This window comes from Spirochaetales bacterium, assembly GCA_016930085.1.
Lineage (GTDB): Bacteria > Spirochaetota > Spirochaetia > SZUA-6 > JAFGRV01 > JAFGHO01.
The window spans coordinates 15,645-41,717 of record JAFGHO010000119.1 but is presented as its reverse complement, the minus strand read 5'-3'; the positions used below and the strand labels follow the sequence as shown (position 1 = coordinate 41,717).

The 26,073-nt window shown below is 48.7% G+C and carries 19 protein-coding genes and 5 tRNA genes; 12 read left to right on the top strand and 12 right to left on the bottom strand.

The genetic code is table 11. The annotated features are described in order from the left end of the window. Window positions 1-175 precede the first annotated feature (175 nt). From JW881_20185 to JW881_20165, 5 genes are all read left to right on the top strand, one after another. Window positions 176-1,453: a hypothetical protein gene (locus tag JW881_20185; GenBank protein MBN1699841.1), complete on the top strand. Its 1,278-nt coding sequence runs from the start codon at window positions 176-178 to the stop codon at window positions 1,451-1,453. A gap of 79 nt (window positions 1,454-1,532) precedes the next feature. Further along, entirely contained in the window at window positions 1,533-2,201 is a 669-nt protein-coding gene (locus JW881_20180; GenBank protein MBN1699840.1) for a DUF4384 domain-containing protein, read from the top strand. Then, window positions 2,173-6,186: a sigma 54-interacting transcriptional regulator gene (locus JW881_20175; protein ID MBN1699839.1), complete on the top strand. Its 4,014-nt coding sequence runs from the start codon at window positions 2,173-2,175 to the stop codon at window positions 6,184-6,186. The genes JW881_20180 and JW881_20175 overlap by 29 nt, the downstream gene beginning before the upstream one ends. Before the next feature lie 247 nt (window positions 6,187-6,433). After that, window positions 6,434-6,640 (top strand): hypothetical protein, encoded by a 207-nt coding sequence (locus JW881_20170; protein ID MBN1699838.1) that lies wholly within the window; start codon window positions 6,434-6,436, stop codon window positions 6,638-6,640. 150 nt (window positions 6,641-6,790) lie between these two features. Beyond that, window positions 6,791-7,756, top strand: coding sequence for a hypothetical protein (locus tag JW881_20165; GenBank protein ID MBN1699837.1), 966 nt, complete (start codon window positions 6,791-6,793; stop codon window positions 7,754-7,756). 109 nt (window positions 7,757-7,865) lie between these two features. On the opposite strand, the gene lon is transcribed toward JW881_20165, so the two are convergent. From lon to JW881_20120, 9 genes are all read right to left on the bottom strand, one after another. Further along, window positions 7,866-10,235, bottom strand: a complete 2,370-nt coding sequence (gene lon / locus JW881_20160; GenBank protein ID MBN1699836.1) for an endopeptidase La — start codon at window positions 10,233-10,235, stop codon at window positions 7,866-7,868. Beyond that, entirely contained in the window at window positions 10,232-11,467 is a 1,236-nt protein-coding gene (clpX, locus tag JW881_20155) for an ATP-dependent Clp protease ATP-binding subunit ClpX (GenBank protein MBN1699835.1), read from the bottom strand. The genes lon and clpX overlap by 4 nt, the downstream gene beginning before the upstream one ends. Before the next feature lie 19 nt (window positions 11,468-11,486). Further along, window positions 11,487-12,089: an ATP-dependent Clp protease proteolytic subunit gene (locus JW881_20150; GenBank protein ID MBN1699834.1), complete on the bottom strand. Its 603-nt coding sequence runs from the start codon at window positions 12,087-12,089 to the stop codon at window positions 11,487-11,489. A 26-nt stretch (window positions 12,090-12,115) separates the two neighbouring features. After that, window positions 12,116-13,501, bottom strand: a complete 1,386-nt coding sequence (gene tig / locus JW881_20145) for a trigger factor (protein ID MBN1699833.1) — start codon at window positions 13,499-13,501, stop codon at window positions 12,116-12,118. A gap of 379 nt (window positions 13,502-13,880) precedes the next feature. Next, window positions 13,881-13,952, bottom strand: a tRNA-Gly gene (locus JW881_20140). 124 nt (window positions 13,953-14,076) lie between these two features. After that, window positions 14,077-14,158 (bottom strand) — tRNA-Leu (locus JW881_20135). Between the two features lie 71 nt (window positions 14,159-14,229). Then, window positions 14,230-14,302, bottom strand: a tRNA-Lys gene (locus tag JW881_20130). Between the two features lie 14 nt (window positions 14,303-14,316). Next, window positions 14,317-14,390, bottom strand: a tRNA-Arg gene (locus tag JW881_20125). A gap of 44 nt (window positions 14,391-14,434) precedes the next feature. Continuing rightward, window positions 14,435-14,508: transfer RNA gene (locus JW881_20120), tRNA-His, on the bottom strand. Between the two features lie 256 nt (window positions 14,509-14,764). Here JW881_20120 and JW881_20115 point away from each other — a divergent pair. Beyond that, window positions 14,765-15,874, top strand: coding sequence for a site-specific DNA-methyltransferase (locus JW881_20115; GenBank protein MBN1699832.1), 1,110 nt, complete (start codon window positions 14,765-14,767; stop codon window positions 15,872-15,874). A gap of 12 nt (window positions 15,875-15,886) precedes the next feature. Here JW881_20115 and cysK read toward each other — a convergent pair whose 3' ends face one another. Both cysK and JW881_20105 read right to left on the bottom strand, forming a co-directional pair. Continuing rightward, on the bottom strand, window positions 15,887-16,792 hold the full coding sequence (gene cysK, locus JW881_20110) for a cysteine synthase A (GenBank protein ID MBN1699831.1): 906 nt from the start codon (window positions 16,790-16,792) through the stop codon (window positions 15,887-15,889). Then, window positions 16,793-17,980, bottom strand: coding sequence for a hypothetical protein (locus tag JW881_20105; GenBank protein MBN1699830.1), 1,188 nt, complete (start codon window positions 17,978-17,980; stop codon window positions 16,793-16,795). It lies immediately after the preceding gene. A gap of 202 nt (window positions 17,981-18,182) precedes the next feature. On the opposite strand from JW881_20105, the gene JW881_20100 reads away from it, so the two are divergent. After that, the gene (locus JW881_20100; GenBank protein ID MBN1699829.1) at window positions 18,183-18,608 is read left to right on the top strand and encodes a hypothetical protein; all 426 of its coding nucleotides are present in this window, start codon (window positions 18,183-18,185) and stop codon (window positions 18,606-18,608) included. A 45-nt stretch (window positions 18,609-18,653) separates the two neighbouring features. Here the strand turns inward: JW881_20100 and JW881_20095 are convergent, their stop codons facing one another. Beyond that, window positions 18,654-21,650, bottom strand: coding sequence for a DNA polymerase III subunit alpha (locus JW881_20095; protein MBN1699828.1), 2,997 nt, complete (start codon window positions 21,648-21,650; stop codon window positions 18,654-18,656). A gap of 168 nt (window positions 21,651-21,818) precedes the next feature. Here JW881_20095 and JW881_20090 point away from each other — a divergent pair, with 168 nt between their 5' ends. The 5 genes from JW881_20090 (at window position 21,819) to JW881_20070 (ending at window position 26,070) form a co-directional block, all read left to right on the top strand. Next, window positions 21,819-22,163 carry a hypothetical protein gene (locus tag JW881_20090; protein ID MBN1699827.1) on the top strand — a complete coding sequence of 115 codons (345 nt, stop codon included), beginning with the start codon at window positions 21,819-21,821 and terminating at the stop codon, window positions 22,161-22,163. 277 nt (window positions 22,164-22,440) lie between these two features. After that, window positions 22,441-23,037: a hypothetical protein gene (locus JW881_20085; protein MBN1699826.1), complete on the top strand. Its 597-nt coding sequence runs from the start codon at window positions 22,441-22,443 to the stop codon at window positions 23,035-23,037. 10 nt (window positions 23,038-23,047) lie between these two features. Beyond that, a complete protein-coding gene (locus tag JW881_20080; protein MBN1699825.1) occupies window positions 23,048-24,103 on the top strand; it encodes a hypothetical protein in 1,056 nt (351 codons plus the stop codon). A gap of 14 nt (window positions 24,104-24,117) precedes the next feature. Then, complete coding sequence (locus JW881_20075) at window positions 24,118-24,801, top strand: hypothetical protein (GenBank protein MBN1699824.1); 684 nt, start codon at window positions 24,118-24,120, stop codon at window positions 24,799-24,801. A gap of 15 nt (window positions 24,802-24,816) precedes the next feature. Further along, complete coding sequence (locus JW881_20070) at window positions 24,817-26,070, top strand: IMP cyclohydrolase (protein MBN1699823.1); 1,254 nt, start codon at window positions 24,817-24,819, stop codon at window positions 26,068-26,070. The last annotated feature ends 3 nt before the right edge of the window (window positions 26,071-26,073 follow it).

Genomic DNA, 26,073 nt, shown 5'->3' with positions numbered 1-26,073 from the left:
TTCCGGTGACGACAGACAGGGGTATACGGGTATTTGTTTGGAATCTTTCCCGTGAGAGAAATCCACGGTGAAAATATCACAGGGATTTCCGCGCGGGACGGAAATATATTATCGATACATCTCCGGCCGGGATGCAGCGAGTGAATTGTACATATATATTAAGGAGGAAGAAACAATGAAAAAAAGTATGACGGCATGTACGGCAGGCGTTATTCTCGCGGCTCTGGTTGTGTGCTTCCATGCCTGTGACGATATTGAAATTCCGCAAGAGATAAACGACCCTTCACCGCCCCCCGTCAAGGGGATAATCGTGGAAGAGGTCTCAAACGGCGGTGAACTGGATTTTGAAACCGTTTTATGGGAAGGCTCTCCTTTGTATGGTGAAGAGGATGTCAGGGAAAATCATACTGCCAAATCCATCACCATTAAAAACACCGGAGAAGCCGAAATCGGAATCACCATTAAAATGGAACAAGAAGAAAATGTTTTTACGATTAATTCGGAACAGGCGACGTTGTCGCCCGATGAGAGTATCGTCAAGGAAATCGATTTTAATCCGGTCAGTAATGGATTGAAAACGGCCATTGTCGAAATAAGGCCGGATACCGATCCGGAAGAAATCCTTTACACGATCAATCTTTCGGGAAAGGGAAACAGGGTCGTCTCCGGAGTGACCGATCCATGGATTACATCCACCATAAATAACTGGAAACCGAACAACGGCAGCCTGCATAATTTCATGCTTGATATCACCCTTGTCGGCAGCGGCGGCAACGGCGGCAACGGCGGCAACGGCGGTAACGGCGGAAGCGGTGGCGATGCTTATTATTCTTCCAATATCGGCGGCGGAGTCGGCGGCAGCGGCGGAGGAGGCGGCGGAGGCGGCGGAGGCGGAAGCGGTTATGCCGCTGTTGCGGCACGATTTACCGGTACATTCTTCATCGCGATACCATCGGAAGGATTCGATATTGAAATCGGCACAAACGATAAAGACACCCGCTTCACCTTTTCCGGCAGCAATGCCTACATAGGGCCAAAAGGCACCGCGGGTTCAAACGGAGGAAACGGCGGCGGAGGGGGAAACGGTGGGACTGCCGTAAGTACGACTGCCGGAACTCCCGGAGGAAGCGGAAACGCCGGAGCCGGCAGAGCCGGTTACCGACGCGGGGGCGACGGTTCCTACGGCAGCAACGCGGAAAGCGGTCCGAGTGCCCCAGGAAACGGCGGCAGCGGCGGCCAGGCCGGAACACCGGGTGAATATAATACCGAATACAATGGATATGGTTCGGGCGGAGACGGCGGCAACGGTGGCAAAGGCGGTAAAGGCGGGAATGGGGGAATACCGAATACAACCGGTCCCCAACCCGGGAGCCCGGGAGGAAAAGGCGCTAACGGAAGATTGGGAACGTCCGGATGCGCGATCATCTGGTGGCAGGGCTACGAAGCCGAATAATCAGGAACATCATCTGCAAGGGAAACGGTCGGACCGTTTCCCTTGCAGCTTTATTTTAAATCGAATACAAGAGGCAGCAATGAAACAGTCATTCTTCGCAGTATCCATCATCCTTCTCCCCCTCATCCTTCTTTCCTTTGCCACGAAACCATCGGCCGCACTCTCCTTCAAGTGGGCGCTCGTCTCACTCGACAGGGACGGAGGTGTATGGACGGTCGACTGTACCCCCCCGGAGGTTACCATGAATCCCGGAGACCTGATAAAAATCTACATCGAACCCATCGAACGCGCCTTCGTCTCCCTGTACCTTCTCGACACGGAAAACTCCCTCCACCTTCTCTTTCCCCCGGAGCCCGCTTTTTTCGATGACGGTTACGAACAGGGGAAACGCTACACGGTGCCGGAAGGGACTGAATGGTTCAGCCTGGACGAACCCGAAGGCGTCGAATATTTCTACCTTGTCGCCTCCGCGCAGCGCCTGCATGACCTCGAACGGCTTACCGCAGCCTATGTATCGCTGCGTGAGAAAACGGGAAATGACAGGGGCGAAAAAATACAGGCCGCGCAGGAAGAAATTCTCGCGCGTATCCGGTCGATCGGGAAAGAGTCGAGCCCCCTTGCGGAGAAAGAAGAAACGCCCGTTGGAATTTCCGGGAGTTTCCGGGGTATCGAAGAGGTTGCAGGGGACCGGGGGGTTCTGGTACAATCGAATGATATCTATGTCAGGACGATCCGGATCAGGCATTAAAAAAACCGAACTTATCCCCACTTTTCTCATTATCGCCGGTTCGTTTCTTTTTGTCTTTATCCTCAGTTTTCTTTTCGCAGACGCTATCGGACTCTGGAACGCCCGGCTGAACGACAACCTTTTCCGCCTGCGCTACCGTCTATTCGGGAAAGGGCCCGTTTCCCCCTACCTTACCCATGTTACGGTAAACGACACAAGTTACGACGAACTCGGATCGAAATTGTGGGACCACCGGTTTTACGCCGATATGATCGGCATCCTCGGCCGTTCCGGAGCGTCTTCGATCGCCTGCGATTTCGTTTTCGAGCGGCGGGGTGACGGCCCCGGGGACTCGGAACTCGTCGAGGAAACCTTGGAAGCGGGAAATATTTACTACCCCGTTATATTCAGAGGGGGAAGCGAACCGGGCGTACGGAAAGAGGAAAGAGAAAGGGGATTCCCCGGTACAACGGGCGAACGGAACATCTGGCATCCGGCCGTACTGCACGAGGGGGTTCCCTTTACCGGTGAAACAGTCGAAACCGTCTTTCCGGCCCTTGCAACCGCATGCCGGGGCATGGGGCATATCAACGCCTCACCAGATGAAGACGGCATCAACAGGCGTTTCCCCCTCATATACCGGTTTGAAGACGGTTACGTGCCTTCACTCGTCTTTCACGCACTCTGCGATCTTCTTCATGTGAAGGGGGATGACATCGAGGTTTCCTTCGGCAGCCACATCCTGCTAAAAAACGCACATATCGGGGCCGGGGTACCGCGGGACATCAACATACCCGTCGATGACCGCGGCAGGGCGATCATCGACTACCCCGGCAGGTGGGGTGACTCCTTTCTCCAGTTTCCCGTCCATAATATCGTCGAAGCGGCGGCGGACGTCAATCGGCGGAATCAAATACGCGATGTCACCGAGGGGACCCTTGTTCTCTTTTCCGATATATCATTACGGGTCAACGATTACGGAACCGGCATCCTCGATCCCCTCTACCCGTTGAGCGGCATTCACCTCACCGTGGCAAACATGATACTTACAGAGAATTTCATACGCGACTGCGACCCTATCGGTATTACCCTGATATATGCGATCGGGATATTCCTTCTCTGTGTCTGCGCCGCTTTCTGGAAATCCCAGGTCTTCTACCCCGCGGCCGCTTTCGTTTTTCTTCTTTTTATACTATATTCGGTTTCCGGGTTTTTTTTCATGCGAACGCTTCCCCTGATGCTGCCGTTCTCACTCGGTTTTTTCCTCGCGATTCCCGCAGTCAGTATGTATCGTTTTGTCCGTGAAAGACAGGAAAAACGCCTTGCCCTTTCAAGGGTGGAAATCAAAAAAGCCTTTTATGAAAACGTCTCCCACGAACTCAAAACACCACTTGCTCTCATCAGCGGGCCTCTCGATGTCCTTCTGCAGCAGCACCGAAAGGGGGGGCCGGAACTCATTGAAGAACAACTCTTGATCGCAAAGAGAAATGCAAAACGACTCGCGGACCTCGTTGACCAGATCCTCGATCTTTCGCGGATCGGGGGGCGCGCCATGGGGCTGTCTGCCGCTAAAACCGATATAAGTCCGATCATCGACAGCATCACAAGAACCTTCGCCGCCCGCGCGGCGGAAAGAAATATCCGGCTTCTTTTCAGTCACGCGGAGGAAAAACACGTTCTTTACATCGACCGCCTCAAGTTCGAACGGATTATCGGGGCCATACTCTTCTCACAGATCCGCAGCCTGCCGCGAAACGGGAAAATCCGCATAAGTCTTTCTAAAAAGGGCCGCAAAAAACCCGGCGGACGATATATTGAAATCAGGCTCCGGATGCAGCCGGATAAAAAATTTTCCCGTGGAATTACGGCGATAACAGATAATTTTTTCCGTTCCGTGAGAGGATCGGAAGAAAAGAAGACGGATGAGGTCATGGAAGAAGCGGCGGAAATCGGACTGCTGCTCGCAAGAGAAATGATCCTGCTGCATCATGGGATAATGCGGACCGGCGGCAATCCCGTTCAAGGAAGCGAGGTTGTTCTCTCTTTCCTGTGTGGTAAAGACCACCTTGACCCGTCCGAAATTAAAAAGCCCGGACAACTATACGGCGGCGGCCGCGATGAAGCCGGAACCATAAAGATAACGATCGCCGCTAAAACTCATCAGGCAACACCTGTCCTCAAAAATTGCGTCCTCGCAGTCGCCGGCGATCGGGATATGCTCACCCTGATAAAAACGGTACTCTCACCATCCTGTACCGTTATTGAAGCGGTCGATGCCTGTGACGGTCTGGACAAAGCGGAAACCCACAAGCCGGACTGCGTTGTCTGCACTTCGTATCTTCCCGCGACCGACGGTGATGAATTCATAAAACTGATACGGGAAAGCGAGACAGTACCGTCGATTCCGATTGTCCTGCTTTCCGATCGTCCGGCGAGGCGTTTGCCGCCGGACGGGTCGGCCGCCGTTCCGGACGAGGTCATCGCCGTTCCCTTTCATCCCGCAGAACTCATGGCGAAAGTCAATTATATCCTTTCCGTTTATAAAGCGGTGAGAAAAACCGTCACCCCCACGGGCGGGGAAACGCCGGCCGGAGTAAAAGGGCCGCTGCATCCTTCATCACCGATCGTTATTGCGGGCAATCCGGACGTGTCGGAGGTGTATCAAAGGGTTCTCATCCATGACGGTATAACGAACATTGTGGTTTTCGAACATGAGAAGAAAATCACCGCATTTCTGGAAGTAAACCAGGCGGCGGTACTTATTCTCGACCACAGTCTTTCTTCAGGCGGCATCCTCGATTTTCTCACGATCGTACATGAAGACCATCCCGAAATCCCCGTTATTATCGTTACCGGCAAAAGCGATCCGGAGGACGCAGTTCGCTGCATGAAATTGGGGGCCTTCGATTACCTCGTCAAACCATTGAGCGACGGCATGTTCAGGGGTGTCGTCCGGCGTGCGATCGAACAACAAAAAATCGACGATACCATTTCCTCCTCCGTCCCCCGCACGCGGCCCCGCGATGTATCGTATGCGGAGGCGTTTGCCTGTATTGTGACACAGAATCGGCACATGTATACTCTTTTTGAAACACTTGCATCATTTTCTCTCAGTCACGAACCGATCCTGATTGAAGGAGAAAGCGGCGTTGGTAAAAAATTGTTCGCCCGCGCGGTGCATACTATTTATAGAGACAACGAGTACTTCGTACCGGTCAACATCGCCGGAATCGACGATACTCTTTTTTCCGACACCCTTTTCGGACATGTAAAGGGGGCGTTTACTACGGCAATCGAATCGCGTGAAGGGCTTATTGCCAGGGCGGAACGAGGCTCGATTTTTCTGGACGAGATAGGGGATCTCGAACTCGCTTCCCAGGTAAAACTGCTTGAGCTTATCGAGGATCACGAGTACTATCCCCTTGGATCGGATAAAAAAAGAGCCTCGCACGCACGGATCATTCTCGCGACAAACAGGGACCTGAAGAGGAAAATAAAGGAAGGCGGATTCAGGGAAGACCTCTATCAGCGGATCACTCATAAAATTACCATCCCGCCCCTTCGGGAACGCTTTGACGACCTCCCACTCCTCCTCGATCATTTTTTTACCGCCGCTTCCGCTTCCATGGGGAAAAAAAAGCCCGTCTGGCCGGCACAATTAATCACACTCCTTAAAACATACCATTTCCCGGGAAATGTCAGGGAGCTTGAAGCAATGATAAAGAATGCCGTAAGTCTTCACAAAAGGAAAGTTCTGTCACTCGGATATTTCAGGCAGTATATCGAACAACAGAAACATACGGAAATGAATTATTCCGGGAAAGAAGGCGGGCCGGCAGGAAAGAAGCGGCTTTTCGACAGCGGGCATTTCCTTTCGTTAAGGGAAGCCGAAGCATCGCATATACATAAGGCGCTCGAAGCGGCGGGGGGAAACATGACGATCGCAGCGCAACTCCTTGGACTATCGCTTTCGGCGTTAAGCAGGCGACTCAAGAAATTGAAATAACCACGCAGCTTTTAGCACCGATTAATTGCTTTCCTGTACGGATCGTTCCATAACCATTAATGCGTTTTTTATCCTGACCGTAAAAACTTCATATATTTATTGCAGGCAGCCGACCTCCGTCCCCGTGTGATCGCTTTTCCGGCGGCCTCCGTCCCACCCGCGGTAAAGCCGTGCCATTTGTCATATTGACAATTGACCTAATTATAGTTACGATCGCGCAAAATATTGCTTGATGAGGAGAGATAAAATGGAAAAGGTAGATTTACTTGTCAAAGGAATTCCAAATGCACTCTTGACTATGTTCCGTGGTTTCTGTTCGATTGAAGGGAAGACTGACAGCGAGGGTGCCATCGATATCATAATCGAATATATCGAAAAAAATACCGCCGGGGATAAATCAAACCTCAAAAGAATTGTCGACGAATACAGGGCATCGGCGAAAAAGAAAAAATAGGGGTTCGGATCTTTCCCTCATCCCGTCACACCGATAATTCGGTCTTTCCGCAAACAGTTGTCATGTTGGGTAAAATATCCAATAGGCAAAAAAATCATTGACCCGCTCCTATTGAATCAAAGATTATCTACGTATACAATAGTAGTACTGATGAAAGACCTCGAAAAAAAAATAATCGGCAAATGGGTGGATATTCGCAATGTATCCACCAATTTTTATAAAATTATGGATTATTTCAAATTCACCGCACCCCGATTCACTTCCCTTCTGGGAAAACTCGGCACATCAATGGAACAGGGAATTGTGGAATTCAAGCGGACGTCACTCCTTCCCATGTTCAGACTTCTCGAAAATCTCAAGTTCCGGGCAGTATTTCTTGATGATATGGCAAGACAAGTGGAAATCATTGAAGAAATGCTTCTTGTCGTACTCATTCAACGATTAATCGCTCTTGGAAACCTGAAAATCTCGAGTCAGACGAGAATCGATGAGTTGATTAACGCCGAAACAATAGAAATCAAGAGTATCCTGCATGACATTCTCGCACGGATAAAAGAAAATCCGGAACTCAAAAAGCATTCAGCAATAAAGAATATCCTCGTTCAGTTTACCATTTACCAGAATGAAAACGAGACGATGAAAAAACTTTCTTCGAATATAAAAACCCGTTCTTCAACATCATTCTATGAAAATTTCAAGGTAACTTTTGAAAAAATATTCGCAAGCATCAGGCGGAATTACGAGATAATCCTCCGTGAGGACGCAGAGAAAATTCTTAAAAAAAACATTCTAACCGCAGTACAACTTAAAAAGACGGGCCCCGTTCTGTTCAATCAGGCAAAAGAATTCTCGAAAATCGCGACAACCTTCGATTTTGCGAGAACCGAAAAATACAAGGTCCGTGAAATCCTCTTGCCGATCCTCCGCACGAAAGATAACGTACTCGGCCTTATCGCCTGGGAATTGAAATGCTACAGGGAGATGTCGCGGGATCTTGATGAGGGCGTACCTGAAACGAATGCGGACCGCATCTCGCTCGGCTTTAACAGGGAGATAATCGGTATTCTCAAAAAATATATACAGAAAGAGTTTCAAATAAAGGAAGAAGAAAGCTGAGCGGTGCTTCCGGAAACACACTGAAATTCGTGTGACTCAAGGGTTTTCGTATATGGCATACAGGTATTATTCATGCCGTAAAAATCGACCGGCCCGTAACAGGTTCGGATTAAAAATCTTCGAATAAAAGACTGAGTCCTTCCTGTATTGAATCGGTGAAAAGAAAGGTCAATGAGGTTTTCACTTCTTCAGGCAATTCATCGATATCCTTCCTGTTCTCTGTGGGAAGGAGCACATGGGTCATCGCATTCCGGTGTGCGGCAAGGACTTTTTCCTTCACGCCCCCTATGGGAAGCAATCTCCCGGTCAAGGTGATTTCACCCGACATCGCATATCCCTTCCTGACCGGAATATTCCTTATGGCGGAATAGAGGGCGGCGGTAATGGTAATTCCGGCAGAAGGACCGTCTTTGGGAATCGATCCCTCGGGAACATGGATATGGATATCTTTTTTCCGGTAGGAAGCCCCCGGTATTTTAAGAACTTCTTCCTGGGACCTTAAAAAGGAGAACGCCGCCTGCGCACTCTCTTTCATGACATCCCCCAAACTTCCCGTCAGTATAAAATCCCCTTTCCCCCCAAGGAGAACCACTTCAACGGGAAGAAGTAGTCCGCCCTTCTCCGTCCAGGCGAGTCCGCAGGCGAATCCCGGTTTGTTATCCTGCAGTAACAGAGTTTCCCTGAACTTCTCCTTTCCGAGATACACGGACAGGTTTTTCCGGGTAATTCGAATCCTGAATTCCTTTTTCGCCTCATCTTCGTCAAGGTGAAGCCCTTTTTTCACGGCTTCCCGGGCGATTTTTCTGACGATGTCGGCAATTTCGCGCTCGAGATTTCTTACACCGGATTCCTTCGTATACTCACGTATAATGGCTCTCAGGGCGGTCTTGTGAAACCGGATATCCGCCCATGACAGTCCGTTTTCCCGAAGCTGCTTGGGAACCAGAAAACCTTCCGCGATACGTTCCTTTTCGTATTCGGTATATCCCGAAACATGAATAACCTCCATCCTGTCCAGTAACGGATAGGGAATATTATGAACCGAGTTTGCCGTGGTGATAAACATGACGTGAGAAAGATCGTAATGCACTTCGAGATAATGATCCATGAAGGTATTGTTCTGTTCGGGATCGAGAACCTCGAGTAACGCGGAGGCCGGATCTCCTCTGTAATCCCTGCTCATCTTGTCCACTTCATCGAGAAGAAAGACCGGATTTTTTGTCCCGGCCCGTTTCATTGACTGTATGATTTTACCCGGTAAAGCGCCGATATATGTTTTCCGGTGGCCCCTTATTTCCGCCTCGTCCCGCACACCGCCAAGGGATATGCGCACGAAATTTCTGTTAAGAGCCCGGGCGACGGAACGGCCGAGAGAGGTTTTTCCCGTTCCGGGCGGCCCGACAAAACAGAGAATCGGTCCCTTGATTTTTTGAGTGAAAGCGCATACCGCGATGAAATCGAGAATCCGCTCTTTCACCTTGACGAGATCGTAGTGATCTTCATCCAGAATTCTGCGCGCCGCCTCGATATCCCTGTTATCGTCCGTCATCTCCTGCCATGGGATATCCGCAATCCATTCAAGATAGGTTCGAATCACCCCCGCTTCCGGTGAAATGGGTTGAAGCCTCGAAAGACGCTTCAATTCCTTTTTACACCGGGCAAAGACTTCTTCCGGCAATCCCTTTTTCTTCAATGCGGCCTCAATGTCCTTCACTCCGGCCGGATCATCCTGATCTTTACCGAGTTCACGCTGTATTTCCTTTAATTGTTCGTTGAGAAAAAAGTTTTTTTGCGATTTTTCTATTCTCTTTTTAATCCTCGTCTGGATCTTATGTTCGAGTTCAACCATACTTTTTTCATTGGAAAGCGTTAAGACAAGATTTTCAAGGCGTTTTTTGTGATCGACTTCCGTCAGGAGTTCGATCTTTTTTTCAATTGTCATCGGGGTATGGGCACAGATCGTGTCGACGAGATTATCCGGATTCCTCACGTGCTCTATTTTTGTAATCACCTCCGGAGATATTTTTTTATACAAGGCGGCGAATGTATAAAATTCGCTTTTTACCGTTCGGATGAGGGCTTCGACCTCCGAGGTAAGTTCTTTTGTCTCCTTTATCGCTTTTACATGTACCCTGAAGAGGTTTTTCTGTTCACTATATTTGACAATGTGGGCGCGTTCACATCCTTCGACCAGTAGCCTGACCGTACCATCCGGCAGTTTGAGCATTTGGAGAATGCGGGCTATGGTTCCGACATCGCAGATTTCCGACGCATCAGGTTCATGCGTTTGTTTATCCTTTTGTGCCGTAAGAAAGATAATACGCCCGTTCTCCATGGCATCTTCAACAGCCCGGATCGATTTCTCTCTCCCGACAAAAAAGGGCAATACCATATGGGGAAAGACGACGATATCCCTCAGTGGTATCATGGAAAGCCTGTTCTTGTTATACTTAAGGAATGTATCCTCACTCACCTTCATGCTGTTTTTTTATTGCTGCTGCTGAGGACAATAATTTCGGGCTTTATTCCTTTTTCAACCATTTTCTTTGTTACGACTACCTTTTTTTTTCCTTTAATCGATGGCAGGTCGTACATAATATCCATCATCATCGTTTCGACGATAGCCCGCAGACCGCGAGCTCCGGTTTTCTGGGTCATCGCTTTCCTGGCAACGGCTTCAATCGCTTCCTTTTCAAACTCGAGTTCGACATTATCCAGTTTAAGAGACTCCTGATACTGTTTGATAATAGAGTTTTTAGGTTCCGTGATTATTTGAGCAAGTTCATTCACCCCGAGTTCTTCAAGCGTGACGACGATGGGAAGCCTGCCGACAAACTCGGGAATAAGCCCGAACCGTATAAGATCGTCAGGGTGCATATGCGCATAAAGCTCGACAAGATCTTTGTTGCCTGCCGACCGTACATCCGCACCGAATCCCATAGGATTCTGGGAAATACGCGACTCGACGATTTTATCCAGCCCGACAAATGCCCCGCCGCAGATAAAAAGAATATTTTCCGTATTAATCTTGAGCATTTCCTGATTCGGGTGTTTTCTTCCTCCCTGGGGCGGAACCGAAGCGACGGTTCCTTCGATGATTTTCAGCAATGCCTGCTGCACGCCCTCACCCGAAACATCCCTTGTAATCGAAACATTTTCGGTTTTTTTCGCTATTTTATCGATTTCATCGATATAGACGATCCCCTTTTCCGCCGCGGGAATATTATTCTGGCTGCCCGCATTCTGGATAAGTTTGAGGAGTATGTTCTCCACGTCTTCTCCTACATATCCGGCTTCAGTGAGAGTGGTGGCATCCGCAATCGCGAAAGGAACATTGAGTTTTTTTGCGAGGGTACGTGCCAGTAGCGTTTTCCCGGTTCCCGTCGGTCCGATAATAAGGACATTCGATTTTTCGATTTCAACACTTCTGTTGATGTATCGATTCAGCGATATGCGTTTATAATGATTGTAGACGGCAACAGACAGAATTCGTTTTGCATGTTCCTGTCCAATGATATATTGATCGAGATACTCCTTGATTTCTTTGGGCCGCGGCGTATCCTGTACGATCTGGCTTGAAAGATTGTCCTCTTCCTCGTCAAGAATTTTCCGGCAGACATAAACGCAATCGTCACAGATATACACTCCCGGGCCGGCAATCAGCCGGCGTGCGATATCCGCGGTTTTACCGCAAAATGAACATACTTTCATTGCATTGTTTTTTGTAAGTCTACCCAATTTTCTCCCTCTTCAATACCTTGTCGACGAGACCGTAGGTGACGGCTTCCTCCGCCGACATATAAAAATCCCGCTCAAGGTCTTTTGCTATTTGTTCTTCGCTTTTTTTTGTGTGAAAAGCAAAATACTGTATAAGAAGATGCTTCATACGGAGTATTTCCTGCGTCTGGATTCTCACATCTTCCGCCTGGCCCGAAACACCGCCCCACGGCTGATGGATGAGAATTCGTGCCGAAGGAAGTGCAAAGCGTTTTCCGGGAGTTCCACAGGCCAGAAGCAAGGCCCCCATGGAAGCGGCCTGTCCCATACAAATCGTCTGAACGTCCGGCTTGATATATTGAATCGTATCATAGATCGCCAGGCCGGAAGAAACAACGCCGCCGGGTGAATTGATATAAACATGAATATCCTTCTCAGGGTCCTGGGATTCCAGAAAAAGAAGCTGTGCAACAACGACATCGGCATTCAAATCGAAAATCTCTCCGTCAACAAAGACGATGCGGTCTTTCAGCAATCGCGAAAAAATATCATACGGCCGTTCGCTTGCACCTGTCTGCTCGATGACTGTCGGGACACTTATAGCCTTTTCTCTCATATATTCATTTCCTCATTACTCATAGTTTAATAATTTCCCTGCATTAAATCCAGGTATTTTACTTTTTTTCCTTTTTTTATACTCGAAACATCCAAAAGCAACGTATTGAGTTTTTCATGCTGTAACATCATCTTCAATCCATGCATCAATCCTTTTTTCTCATAATCTTCCCTCACTTGTTCGACACTCATATCCTGCCTATCCGCAGCCTTTGCTAGTTCCGCATTTATTTCCTGATCGTCCACGGCGATCGATTCCTTTTTGATTATCTCCTCCGCGACGAGTGATGCGCGTACGTCCTGTTCAACCTTTATCCTCCACTCGTCGAATAACGTTGTCTTTGACTTTCCTTCATTTTCGAGTTGTCTCTCGAGGAGCCTTTCATTTCCGCCCGTACGCCGGATGAGATTTTGCCAGTGCATTTCCAACTCCCGTTCCACCATTGATCGGGGAAGCGTGATTGTGGAGGTCTCTACAATCTTCTCAATGATCTGATTAACAGCGTCTTCCCTGGCCTTTTTTTCCCCCATTTCATCCATTTTTGACCGTATATCGTTTTTCAGGTCGGTCAATGTCTTGTATTTTTCGCTGATATCCTGCGCGAACTCATCATCGAGGGCGGGCATCTTTTTTTCCTTAATTTCTGTGATCGTTACCTTTAGATTTACCGTCTTTCCTGCAAGTTCGGTAAGTTCATAATCCTCGGGATATCGCTTGTTTATCGTTTTTTCTTCTCCTTTTTTCATGCCAATTATATCTTCGTCAATTTTATAAAGATTATAACCACTTCCCGCGGTAAAGGTAAAACCATTACGAAGGGTTTTTTCGATCTCGGCGCCGCTATCATCGATCTCGACATAATCCATCGTGACGACATCCCCCTTTTCAACCGCACCCCCTTCTTTAGGTACGACAAAGGCGTTTTGATCCTGTAGGTGTGTCACCTCCCGCTCGACATCCCCTTCAGTTATATCGGGAACAAGCTTCTGTATGGTCAATCCTTTATATTTGCCGAGTTCGACTTTGGGAAATGTATCATAACAGATAGTAAAGGTAAAATCCTTATCGATATCCAGATCCGATTTTTCCTCCAGTTCGGGATACGCATAAGGCAGCGGTTGATGGTCACTTTCCTTAAAGGCTTCTTCGAGTGCCTTCTGTATGATCGTCTGTTCCGTTTCAGCCTTGATCGAATCTCCGAATTTTCGAATAAGGACGTCCGCGGGAACTCTTCCCTTTCTGAATCCCCTGATATGGGCTTCCCTGCAATACTTTTGTGTCAATTGTTCGAACTCTTTTTTCACTTCGACGGACGGGACGGTAAGGGTAAGCTGAATGCGTGAATTCTCCTTTACGTCATAATTCGAATTGAATGTAATCGCCGTTTCATCGTTTTTGGTTTCTGTCGCCATACGGTAAATATCTCTTTCCTTTCAATATTGCTTAATTGAAATTGTCAGGCAACCTGCAATAAGGCCGTTACACAACCTTGCTGCATATATAGCGTGGTTTACATACAGAAAGAGCCATATACGGCGCCTCTCTCTATCGATATATAAAAATGGGGGTTGTGAGACAACCTCAATTATTCATCGTCATGAGTTCATGACATCAAATAGATAGTATAGATTACACCGCTTTCTTATATTTATCAATATCATAATAGCTGAAATCAATTGAAAAATCATTATTTTTAGAAATCGAGGGTATAGGACAACCTCGTTTTCACTTATCGGTGTAAAATAAAAAGCGATCTCAAGATACTCTCAAGATCGCTTTCGTATTTCAATAAGCGGGAGACGGGATTTGAACCCGCGACATCCACCTTGGCAAGGTGAAGCTCTACCACTGAGCTACTCCCGCAAAGACTTTCGTTTCCTGCCCTTTTCATGTATGTAAAAAGCTGATTGAAAGCCGTTACGACGTAAAGGCTCTCAATCAGCGATCGAAAGCCCGATCAACAGCACACCCTCATTCTTCTCTCTTTTGCGAGAGAAGGGATTTGAACCCTTACGCCTGACGGCACCAGATCCTAAGTCTGGCGTGTCTGCCAATTTCACCACTCTCGCAATCAGTATACTGATTAACCGGAAAATGTCAACGTAAAAGCTTTCAAAACCTATATTTAAAAAAAAAATTCTGAGCCGTGAAGGAATCGAACCTTCGACCCGCAGATTAAGAGTCTGCTGCTCTGCCAGCTGAGCTAACGGCCCTGATCCTATTATTTCACGCCCGGCAGGACTCGAACCTGCGACCTACGGATTCGAAGTCCGCCGCTCTATCCAGCTGAGCTACGGACGCATGAAAGTATATAAAGCAGGATACATATATTATCGAAATTTTCGGGTGAGTGATGGGACTTGAACCCACGACATCCAGTTCCACAGACTGGCGCTCTAACCACCTGAGCTACACTCACCATAACTCCTGCATCAATGAGGACAGATACTTTCAGTATTGTCTCATTATTGTCGAATCTATATCAAAGGAGGCGGCCCCCTTTGTCAGTGATAATATGCCCAATTTATATTCTTGTGTCAAGCTTTTTTTCATCCACTGTATTCATACCCATCCTTTTTATTCGCCTGAAAGACAAAGACACCTCCTTTTTCAATTGACGTCCTTCCATGTAAAAGGTAGATTTTCTATCACATTATAGTAAAAAGGCGTGATCTATGGAAAAAACCCTTCATTCGCTTTCTTTCGGGGATTCGCGAAAGATATCCTCTATCAAAAATAATTCGATCGATCTTATCCTTACTTCGCCCCCTTACCCGATGATTCAGATGTGGGACGAGCTCTTTTCAGGCTATTCGCCGGCCATCAAAAAAGCCCTTGATACATCCGACGGTCCGCAGGCTTTCGACCTCATACATGATGAACTCGATAATGTATGGCGTGAATCCTTCCGGGTGCTGAAAAACGGGGGATTCGCGTGTATTAATATCGGTGATGCGACCCGTACCATAGGTGATACCTTCCGGCTTTTCCCGAATCATTCCCGTATTCTTGAATCCTGTTCCCGTGCGGGGTTCGAGGTTCTTCCGATGATTCTCTGGAAAAAATCGACAAACGCCCCGAACAAATTCATGGGGTCGGGCATGCTTCCCGCGGGAGCATATGTCACCCTTGAACATGAATATATCCTCATCCTCAGAAAAAACGGGAAACGGACCTTTAGCAATGAAAGTGAAAAAAAACGCAGAAGGGAAAGCGCCCTCTTCTGGGAGGAACGAAATACATGGTTTTCCGATATCTGGGAAATCGGAGGGGCACGCCAGCAGATCGAAAAAGCCGATATCAGAAAAAGAAGCGCTGCATTCCCCTTTCACCTCGCCTACCGTCTTATCGCCATGTATTCGGTGAGGGGAGATATTGTCCTCGATCCCTTTTGCGGAACGGGAACAACGGTATATACCGCCATGGGATTATGCAGAAACAGCATCGGTATCGATATCGATGACACAATATTGTCCGTGTTCGGAGAAGACCTTGATTTATTCCTCGGGCGGATAAACGGCTATACGGAAAAACGCATCCTGGATCATTGGGAGTTCGTCGAATCCCGGGAGGCGGTGGGTGGGACCCTTCGGCACACAAATATACATTACGGCTTTCCGGTCATGACATCACAGGAGAAGGAACTTATCTTATACTTTATCGAGGATTATACCGATTTGGGCGGCAATCGATTCCAATGCACCTATTCACGGAAAACCGGATTCAAGCGAAGTAAACAAGAACCTGAACAAACCGGATGGCTTTTCCCCGGTACCGGCACATAATTCGTCGATGCCCTATATCAGTGCGGTACTGAAATATCGTTCCGCCCGGTCGGGAAGCACGGTGACGACATTTTTCCCCGGTCCGAGTTTTTTGGAAACCTGCAGAGCTGCCCATACATTCGCACCGGAAGAAGTTCCCACAAGGGTACCTTCTTTCTTTGCGAGGTCGCGTGCGGTATGGATCGCATCATCATCGGTAACCGTAATCACTTCATCGACCAGTGATACGTCGAGGACTTCGGGTATAAATCCGTCGCCGATGCCCTGAATCTGATGTAGACCCGGCTCATGACCCAGTAATGCCGAGGCATTGGCGGGCTCGACCGCCACGACGTGAATATCAGCGTCCTGTTCCTTGAGAAACCTGCCGACACCCGCGAGTGTCCCGCCGCTTCCCACTCCGGCGACAAACGCCGCCACATCCCCTTCCATCTGTCTCCAGATTTCATCGGCCGTTGTCATATAATGAATCTCCGGATTATGGGGATTGTTGAATTGATCGGGAACGAACATCCCCGGATTATCCGTGACCATTTCTTTCAGCTTTGCGATCGATCCCGGTATACTTTTGTCCGCCGGTGTAAGGACAAGTTCCCCGCCGAATGCCTTGATGATCTTTTTCCGTTCGACACTCATATCTTCCGGCATTACGATAATGACGCGATAGCCTTTGTGAACTCCTACAAAAGTAACACCGATACCGGTATTCCCGGAGGTGGCCTCGATAATGGTCATGCCGGGTTTCAGTTTCCCTTCCTTTTCCGCCTGCTCGATCAGGTAGAGGGCGACCCTGTCCTTGATACTCCCCGCGGGATTCATAAACTCCGCTTTGGCGAAAATAGGGACGGCCCCCATCCTGGCGAGTTTTAAAAGGGGAGTATTTCCGATCGTATTCAATATATTCGTGAAGAATTCCATCTATCGCCTCTCATAACCGACGAAATAAATATTACAGTCGACGTCTTCATCGGACTTTTTCGTATAGATATAACCGACAAAAACGTAACGTCCCTGCCGGGGAACGACGACCCCGTTCCCGTACGCAATGTGCTTGCCCCCGAAGGTTTCCATCCATCGTGTATTGCCATCGGGATCGAGTTCAAGAAGAAAAACATTATCCATTTTATTGGCGTTGTTCTTTGTCGTACCGACGACGATGTACCCGCCGTCGTCAAGCTCCCTGACTACCTGAGCACCGCTGTGATCCTCTCCTCCTATTTCCCGTTCCCATTGAATTTCTCCGTCCGGCTTCAGCTTGACAATATACACATCCACCTTTTGATTCTGAACCGGCTGGGTGATCCCCGCCAGGATATATCCTTTATCCCCGGTCTGTACGATATAATTTCCCACATCAAAATTAGCCCCGCCTATCATTTTTTCCCATAGAACGTCTCCCTTCCCGTCCAGCTTCAATACATAGACATCCTGCTTTTCTCCCCCGACACCGACAACAATAAATCCCCCGTCGTCCGTCTGCTGTATCTGATTCGCAAAATCCTTTGCTTTCCCCCCGAATGTTTTTTCCCATTCACGGCTGCCGTTTGATGCGAGTTTGAGAATATAAATATCCCCACCGTTCCTGTTCGAAAAGGTCATGCCACCCGCCATATATCCGCCATCGCTTGTCCGGATAATACAATTCGCCTCATCCTGGGTGGTTTCACCCCCGTATATCTTTTCCCACAGCTTATTCCCGGTATCATCCACTTTGATAATATACACATCCCGTTTATCGGGACCGCCCGATTCGGTTCGTCCGGCTGCGACATAACCGCCGTCTGAGGTTTTGACCACGGAAAATACCTGATCATTTTCCCCCCACCCATAGGTTCGGTCCCATTGCACTTCCCCGCCACTTCCGCATTTGACCAGGTATGCGTCCGCGTTCCCCGCGCCCTTTGAAAAGGTATAACCGGCTATTAGAAACCCGCCGTCATCGGTCATAATAATATCATTACCGTTATCGATATTATCTCCACCAAGCTGTTTTTCAAAGATAACACCCTCAACGGAAAACGGCTCGTCAGTTGCCGTTTTATCAACCCCGCCGTTTTCCTGTTTTTTTTCGATACATGAGGTTGTCAATAAACATATACCTGCCATGCACATTGTTATTAATAAAATTTTCCGTTTCATAGATGTGAGCATATACTAAATACCGCAAATAGTCAACTTTCCATATAAGCATACGAATGCCTATAAAAAATCTACCGGTTTTTTTGTCTCCAATAAAATAAAATTCAATGCGGTAATACTTTTCCAGCGTTATACAATGCAGGAGAATGAATATTTGAGGGAGAATAGCATGATACAATCAGATCTGCATGAATTTCATTTTGCGATGACGGATACGATGAGAAAGAAACTTAAAAACCTGAAATTATTCGGTTCAAGGAGCTCGTTGTCCGGCGTTATTATCGGGATTATGTCCCTTATCGATCCGTTTATTATAAAGGAGCTTCAATGGGGCAAACAACGAATGAGTCGATATCAACCGGTATCATCCTGTTATGAGGAAAACCGGGGACATGTGCATGTCTATTTTCCCGAAGATGTGTATCGAAAGGTCAAGCTGCTGCATGCGGATTTGAATTGTTTTAGTATCGCACAGTTGGTGAGATGGTTATTGGCGTTGTTTTTAGCGCAGGTAGAAAAATATGGAAATGAAGTCATCGAAAAAATTGAGAAAAGATTTAAGCAATGGAGATTGAGGCGAAACGTGTACAACTAAGCTCTCGAACAGAAAACAGCGCTGCCCTAACCCTATGATCCGCCGTCACGACCTGCTTAATTTTTCAATCGCATCGACATTGATACTGATCGCCCCCTGATCCTCTTCCACTTTCCCGGTGATGAGGTAAATCCCCACCTCCTCAAGGAGGGGGAAAAACCTCCTGAAAACAGGAGGGAAAAACACCGTCTCGAACATCGAATAGGGATCCTCAAAACTCACAAATATCATTGTTTCATCTGCTTTTGTCACCACCTCCTTGCCGGTGACGATAAGCCCCGCGATACAAACCTGCCTGTTTATGAAGGCGGGTATTTCCCGTGACGAGATAAAGGGGAAAATGGATTTTTTTGTGAGGCGGCAGGCGATTCTCTTTCTGAAAACGGCAAGCGGGTGGTGTGATATAATGAGTCCCAGGGTGGCGATCTCATCTCTGAGTTTTATTCCCGCCGGGTAGTCGCCGATAAAATCCGGAACAGGGGGAATGAGAAAAAATCCGTCACTCTTTTCCGTGTTAAAGTAAAGCCAGAACATGGCCGGTCTGCTGAGTTTTTCCCCGAGCCGGTCGAGTGCCCCCGAACGGATAAGAATACGCATTTCCGGAAGCCCGGGATGTGTCCGCCGCAGGAAATCCTGAAACCCGCGGAAGGGCTTCATTTCCCTTTCGCGGATTATGCTCTCGACAAATTCACGGGAAAGTTCGACGAGCTGACCCAACCCCACCCTGAGTGCCGCCCGGACCTCGCCGTTTTCCCTCCGGTCCTCTATCGAATAGTCGTAACGGCTTGCCGTCACATCCGGCCCGAGCACGGCGAATCCCATTCGCCTGATTTCATTGAGATAGGTCTGGCGCGAATAGTATCCGCCGCCGTTATTGATGACAGAAGTCATGAACTCGAGGGGATAGTACGCCTTTAGATAGGCCAGTTTGTAGGAAACAAGCGCGTAAGAGGCACTGTGGGGTTTGCAAAAGGAATACCCTTTAAAGGAAAGAATCATATTCCACACCGTAACGAGGACCTCCTCCGAAACACCCCTCGCCCGTCCGCCCATGACAAAGTGTTCCCTGAAATCGGCGAGACGGTGTTCCCGGTCCTTTTTGGCAATTATTTTGCGCAGCGCATCCGCTTCTTCCACCGAAAACCCCGCCAGATCGATTGCCACACGGGAGACATCCTCCTGATAGACCATGATCCCGAGGGTCTCCTTCAGGGTCTCTCCGATGAGGGGATGAAGGGGTGTATAGGTACCGGTTCCGAGTCTTCTCACATACTCGCGTATATACATATTCGCGGCGGGCCGTATTATGGAACTCGCAATCACGATATGTTCAAAATCCCCCCGCTTCATTTTTTTTAAAAGCTGCCGGGTCGCGGGGGATTCGATATAAAAAATGCCGGTCGTGTTTCCATTTCCGATAAGCTGCCGCGCTTTTTTGTTGTCAAGGGGATTAAAACGGTCCCATTCGATCTTTCTCCCGTAGCGCTCTCCGATGAACTCGATGGTATCACGGAGAACCGCCAGGGACCTGTTGCCCAGGAGATCGATCTTGACAAGACCGGCATCTTCCGTTCCCTCCTTCTCCCACGCGATCACCGGATATCCGGCAATCGAAGGCTGGAGGTGGGTGTAACCGGTAATCGGTTCGGGCGTGACGACCACCCCGCCGCAGTGAACCCCAATATAATGGGGAAACCCGAATATTCGTTCGGAAACCTTCTTCAGATACGGGGGGAGGCCGTCCCGCTTTTCTTCCCTCCACAGGGACACGAGCCTGCCGATCTCCTCTTCCGGAATCCCGAGGGCCTTTGCCGGTTCCCTGATACACGACCGCCGCCCGAAGGTCACGTGGTTTGCCACCATCCCTGACCTCCCCCTGTATGTGTCAAACACATACTTGAGGACAATGTCACGTTCGTCCCACGGAAAATCAACATCGATATCCGGCGGGTCTTTTCTTCCCATGTTGAGAAAGCGTTCGAAAAAAAGATTGTACTTCAAGGGATCGATATGGGTAATACCAAGCAGATAGGAGACGATACTCGCCGCCGAACTCCCCCTGCCGCATGTTCTGGGACAACGGGACACAATATCGTGAACCACCAGAAAATAAGCGGCAAAATGCTTTCTGCGTATAATGGAGAGTTCGTAATTCAACCGCTTCTCGATATCCGGCCGAATGGAACCATACCGCCTTCCGACACCGGCCATACAAAGCCGCCGGAGCAGGGAGAATGCCCCGTTCTCATCGAGATCCCTGAACCTTGGAAATACGTACCCCTTCCCGACGATCTCCTCTGCGGCCGACTCATCCGCAAGGACTGCGGCATTACGAAGGGCTTCGGGCACTGCGGAAAAAAAGGCTTCCATTTCATCCGTTGTCGCGATTCTTTGATGGGAAAGGAGTTTTTCTCCTTCCGGCAGCCGTCCGATGGTCGTGTTGAGATCGATTGCCCGTAGAAGATTGAAGAACCACACATCGTTACGGTCAAGAACGACCCCGTCATTGATGCCGATCACAGGCAGTGACATGGCCCGAGCGGCACGGAGAAGTCCGATATAGCCCCTTCCCCAGGTAAGCTTGACAAAAAGACCCCGCCTTTCCCGTCCGGCAAGCCGTTTGAGGAGTGAAAAGTTGTCCGAAACGATTGAAAGCCCATCCCATCCGTGTTCGAGGAGATCGGCGACAGGATCATGGGAGGATTTTCTTTCATCTTTCCTGAAGGGGCTTTCTTCATAGAGAAGGGCGGTGATTATGCCTGCAATACGCGAAAAGCCTTTTCTGTTCATGATATAAGCGGTAAAGAGATCCCCGCCCCCCGTCCGGACAGCGACGCCGGCCACCGGTTTTATCCCGAAGCGTCCGGCCGCCGCCAGAAAACGGGGGAGGCCGTACATGTTGTTCCGGTCTACCATGCCGACGGCGGGGAATCCCTTTGTCGACGCATAGCGGCATATTTCCTCCGGGGAAAGGCAACCGCCCAGAAGCGAATAATTCGAGCGGAGATGTATCGGTATATGAAAAGAAGAATCCCAAAACATATGAATGCTTAACATTAGTATAGTACTTTTATTCAAAAGAATCAATATCATTTTTATTAGTTCGGTAACCACCACATCCGATGTTTTTTGAAAATACCCGCGAAGATATATTGAAAAGCAAGGTTTTTCAGCGTATATTGTAGTCAGAGCAAGGAAGGAGAGAAGCGTATGGATTGGGATGGCATCGATCTTCGAGAGTTTGAAAGGATGGAGGGAACATTAATCCCGAGTTGTTTCAGAAAATTTATTATCGAACAGGGAATGGGCGAGAAAATCAAAACGGAAACAACGGATTTTTCGATAAAGGGGATCAGGCTTCTTATTCCGGTGACAAATGCACTATTCAGGGTCGGAGACGGACTGATCATTTATCCTGAAGATGAACGATTCAAACTTGTCGGAGAAATCATTTACGTCGCCGCACTGGATAACAACACCCTCTATGCCGGTATTCGATTCCTTCGCACAAAATCCCTCGATGAGTATATAAAAATAATCGAGACGGTTGTATAAAAAAAGTTCAAATGATAATTGCCCCTGAAGCTTGAAAAAAAAATCCATTCACAGTAATATGCAGAAAAGCGATCGATAATGGCATAATATCGGGTGTAACCAGACGCACCGGAATTTGTTATCATCCTGTACGTACGATAAAAAACAGGTAACCTGTCAATAAACCATGCGATTGAAAAAAATCCGGGAATATACCGGATATCGGCCGAAATCGTACAGACACGCTGATTCATTATTATTAATAGAACACTTTAGCGAACAAAGGAGAATGTCATAGGTGTTTAAAAAAAGAACGATACTACTGCTGCTTGTGTTTATCCTGATCATGATGCAGACATTTGTCTATGGAAAAGAGGAGTCCGTTATCGCACTCCCCGGTCACGAACTCGGAGACCAGACCTTTTCGCTTACCGTCGGTCTTTTTATCCCTCTTTTTTTCCAGGATTTTACCGGTGAGTATCTGAGTGCGAACTCCACCCTCGGAACAGCGGGCCACCTTCAATGGAGTGCCTATATCAATAGTTCCGTAAGACTCGGACTCGAGTTCGGCGGCGCGCTGAGTTTTGATCCGAATATGAAAATATACCTGATGATGCCGATCGCGGCAAAAGCGTCCTATATCTTTAACGTCTCCAGATTCGAATTCCCCATCAACCTCGCAATCGGGGTCAATATATTGAAATATGGGGATGACAGAACGAATACGGTATTTCTCGTAAAACCGGGCGCTTCGGTATATTGGCGTTTCGACGCCAATTTTTCATTCGGTATCGATTGTGCCTGGTGGTGGAATCTCGAGTTTCCTGTAGGAGAAGACCCGGCAATCATGGCGAATTTCCTTACGATCTCTCCGTCATTATTCTATCATTTTTAAGGGGATATTTATGAAACAGCACATCTTTACAGTAACATGTCTTACGGTGATAATTTTATTTTTCACCGCCTGTATGGCGGAGGAATATTCCGTTTTCTGGTCTATACACCTCACGGAGAAAGAGACGGACAACAGTCTGGACAATAACCTCACGATCGGGAGCATGTCGGATGACGGATCTACATACTTCATTTCAACGGGCGGCTCTATCTTGAAAAAAAGCGTGACTGCCGCATCTTCGGCATCCTGGAAAAAAATATCGCTTCCCCGAAGCGGGGCGTTCTGTACGGGAATTACCCTGTACGGAGGAAACCTCTATGCGGGATTTCTCATTAATGAAAGCGAAACCGCTCTGTATCGAACGGCGCCGGACCCGGTAAGCTGGCAGGAAGAGGTCGATGCCGATATCGCCGGCAAACAAATCGTACGGCTTGTCGAGGCAAACGGCGTTCTGTTTGTCGTTGCCATGGACGAAAGTGAAAAGTTCGGTCTGTATTACTTTAATGGAGCGATTTATCAGCCCGCAACCCTTTCGGGTTTGAGTCATCTTATCGTTACCGTTATATGGGACGGTTCCGCATATTGGACGATTGCAGGAAACAGGCTGTACAGCGGCGCGAACCCCGAATCGTTGGCGGAAGTCACGACGGACCCGCTTCAATCGGATTCGGGAAATAAATACGGCGGTATCCTTTTCGCGGGAACCCACTATTATCTGTCCGCCGATAACGGGAAGGTATACCGGTCGGACGACGGTTTTGCATCCTCGGAAGGCTCGGAGAAAAAGACCGTTTCACAAAAAACCGTGAAGTTTACCGAATTCACCGAGGTAGGCGGCAATGTCCTGGTCGGAACCACTTCCTTCGGATTCTATCAGATGGAAGACGGCACGGTGGGCGGGCTCGATCGGATCGACGAGAAGGAGATGCTCGATACCGAGCTCGACAGGTGCCATGTGATGAGGTTTCATGTCCATGATGACAAGGTATATTTCCTGACGGCGGCCCAGGGTCTTTACAGCAACACATATTCCGGCACATGGTCCGGGACATGGGTACATGAATAAAAAGGAGGAGGATGATGGCGGGAAATATCGTTGAAAAAATCGACGGCCGGGTCAAAATACAGCATGTCCTTGTAAGCGTATACGACAAGGAGGGACTCACCTCATTCGTCCCCGGACTCCTCAATGTCAATCCGGACATAAAAATATATTCAACCGGCGGCACGTTCAAGGCGATCAGGACGATACTCGGTTTGAAAGCGGAAAAAAACCTGATCAGTGTCTCCGATTATACGGGACAACCGGAGATGCAGGGGGGCCTCGTTAAAACACTCGATTTCAAAATCTACCTCGGCCTGCTCAACGAGACCTATAATGAAGCACACCGGCAGGATCTCGAACGCACCGGGGCCGCCGCCATCGACATGGCGGTCGTCAACCTCTACCCCTTCACGCAAACGATCGCACGGCCGGGCGTCACCCCGGAAGAGGCGCGGGCGAATATCGACATCGGGGGGCCCTGTATGATACGAGCATCGGCAAAAAACTATCTTCGTGTCGTTTCCGTCACCGACCCGGCGGATTACGGGAAGATAATCGATGAATTGAAATCCTCGGGCGGTACTATTTCGCTTCGAACCCGTTTCGATTGCGCGAAAAAGGCTTTTGCCCATACCGCCGCCTATGACAGGGCGATTTCCGGATACCTCGACGGTCTCACATACGAGGCGATAACGAAAAGCTATAAAGAAATAGTATAAAAAAGGGAGTTTCCCATGGCAACAAAAGATTTTAAATCGGCTTACAGAACGATCATGGACGATCATTTTCCCGATTCACTCGAGATTTCTTTTTACGAAAAATCAAAAAGGCAAACGCTTGTCTATGAAAAAGTATGCTGGACGATCGATGACATTCAAAAGGGCCTTCGTTACGGTGAAAATCCGGGACAGGAAGCGGCGCTTTACAGACTCGCAAACGGCAATCTCAGGCTGGGTGATGTGGTCAGCATCAAGCCCGGCCGCTACCTCGCATCGGACATAGAACTCCTCCAGTCCGGCAAGCACCCCGGTAAAACCAATATCACGGACGCGGATAACGCGCTCAACATCCTTCGTTATTTTACCGAAACCCCCTGCACCGTGATCGTCAAGCACAATAATCCCTGCGGCGTGGCAAAGGGAAAAACCCTCTCCGAATCCTATCACCGCGCGAATATGGCGGACAGGGTGGCCGCCTTCGGCGGCGCCATTGCATGCAACCGGGAAGTCGACCGTGAAACGGCTGAACTTATCGTGGAAAACTACGCGGAAGTCGTGGTCGCGCCGGAGTTTGCCCCGGGTGTTCTCGATGTATTCGTGCAGAAAAAAAATCTTCGGGTCATGAAGATACAAAACATGGGCAACCTGAAAAGCTATATCGGGCAGCGTTTCGTCGATTTTAAATCCCTCATGGACGGCGGGCTTATCGCCCAGTGGTCATATTCCCCAAAAACACTGCGAAAAGAGGATCTCGTGCCCGCCCAGACCACATATAAAGGAAAGGAATACCGCATCAACCGGCTTCCGGAAGATCACGAATACGAGGACCTCATTTTCGGCTGGCTTGTCGAATCCGGTGTCACGAGCAATTCCGTGATTTATGTCAAGGACGGGGTGACGGTCGGTATCGGAACCGGGGAACAGGACAGGGTCGGTGTCGCGGAAATCGCCCGGGACAAGGCGTACCGTAAACTGGCGGACCGCTTATCATGGGAACGATACAAAACCCCCTTTAACGAGTTGCAGGATAAAGGTAAAAGGGATGAAATCGAGGCAGAGACAAATGCGAAAAAGGGCGGGCTTATCGGGTGCTGCATGATCTCCGACGCCTTTTTCCCCAAGAGGGACGGGGTCGATGTCGGTATCAGGGAGGGAATTACCTCCATCATCCAGCCGGGCGGTTCGATCCTGGACTTCGAGAGCATCGAGGCGTGTAACGAGGCGAATGTCGCCATGGTATATACCGGGGAACGCAGCTTTAAACATTAAGAC